Source organism: Pseudomonas sp. 2822-15 (assembly GCF_002742515.1).
Taxonomy (GTDB): domain Bacteria; phylum Pseudomonadota; class Gammaproteobacteria; order Pseudomonadales; family Pseudomonadaceae; genus Aquipseudomonas; species Aquipseudomonas salomonii.
Window position 1 is genome coordinate 1 of record NZ_LJRY01000176.1, and the last position, 1236, is coordinate 1236.

At 55.9% G+C, this 1236-nt stretch carries 1 protein-coding gene; it reads left to right on the forward strand.

Annotated features, from left to right (window positions below; translation table 11 throughout):
* Positions 1 to 64 precede the first annotated feature (64 nt).
* Positions 65 to 1227 (forward strand): IS3 family transposase gene (locus AOA59_RS09425; protein ID WP_099487024.1). Its coding sequence is split into 2 segments (ribosomal slippage): positions 65 to 320 and positions 320 to 1227, totalling 1164 coding nucleotides; the frame shifts between segments, so codons are not numbered across the junction.
* The last annotated feature ends 9 nt before the right edge of the window (positions 1228 to 1236 follow it).

Below are 1236 nucleotides of genomic sequence, written 5' to 3' on the forward strand. Positions count from 1 at the left end.
TGTAGTGGTCTAATGAAACCGGACACCCATTTAGGCGAGAATGCTCGCCAGATCGAGGTGTCAGATGACCAAACAACGCCGCTCCTTTACTCCTGAATTCAAGCGCGAGGCTGCCGACCTTGTGCTCAAACAAAACTACAGCTACATCGAAGCCAGCCGTTCACTCGGTATTGGTGAGTCGGCATTGCGCCGCTGGGTTGACCAGATTCAGAAAGAACATAAAGGCGTCACCCCGCAGAGCAAGGCCCTGACTCCGGAACAGCAAAAAATTCAGGAGCTGGAAGCCCGGATTGCTCGGCTTGAGCGAGAGAAATCAATACTAAAAAAGGCTACCGCGCTCTTGATGTCGGAAGATCACGAGCGTTCGCGCTGATTGACCAGTTGAGCACACATGAGCCGGTTGATTGGCTGTGCAAGGTGTTTGACGTCACTCGCTCGTGTTACTACGCCCAGCGCCTGCGGCGCCGCACGCCCGATGTTGAACGGCTTCGATTGCGTAGTCGCGTCAGTGAGCTGTTCTCGCAAAGTCGCAGCTCTGCGGGCAGTCGCAGCATCCTGTCGCTGATGCGTGAAGACGGTGAGCAGATCGGTCGATTCAAAGTGCGTAGCTTGATGCGCGAGCTTGATTTAGTCAGCAAACAACCCGACTCCCATGCCTACAAACGAGCAACAGTAGAAAGACTGGATATCCCGAACACATTGAACCGCGAGTTCGACGTGCCAGCGCCCAATCAAGTCTGGTGCGGCGACATCACCTACATTTGGGCACAAGGAAAATGGCATTACCTGGCTGTCGTGCTGGATCTTTGCACACGCCGGATCGTGGGCTGGGCGTTGTCGGAAAAGCCGGACGCTGAACTGGTGATCAAGGCGCTGGATATGGCTTACGAGCAGCGTGGCAGGCCTTCGGATCTGCTATTCCACTCGGACCAGGGATCGCAATATGCAAGCCGGCTCTTTCGCCAGCGGCTGTGGCGTTATCGCATGCGCCAGAGCATGAGCCGGCGGGGAAATTGCTGGGACAACGCGCCGATGGAGCGCGTGTTCCGCAGCTTGAAGACAGAGTGGATACCGACCTTGGGCTATCGAACTGCGCAGGAAGCACAGCGTGATATCAGCCAATTCTTGATGCATCGCTACAACTGGATTCGGCCTCACCAATTCAACGGTGGGCTGGCGCCGGCTCGGGCCGAGGAAAAACTTAACGTCGTGTCCGGGATTAGTTGACCACTACAC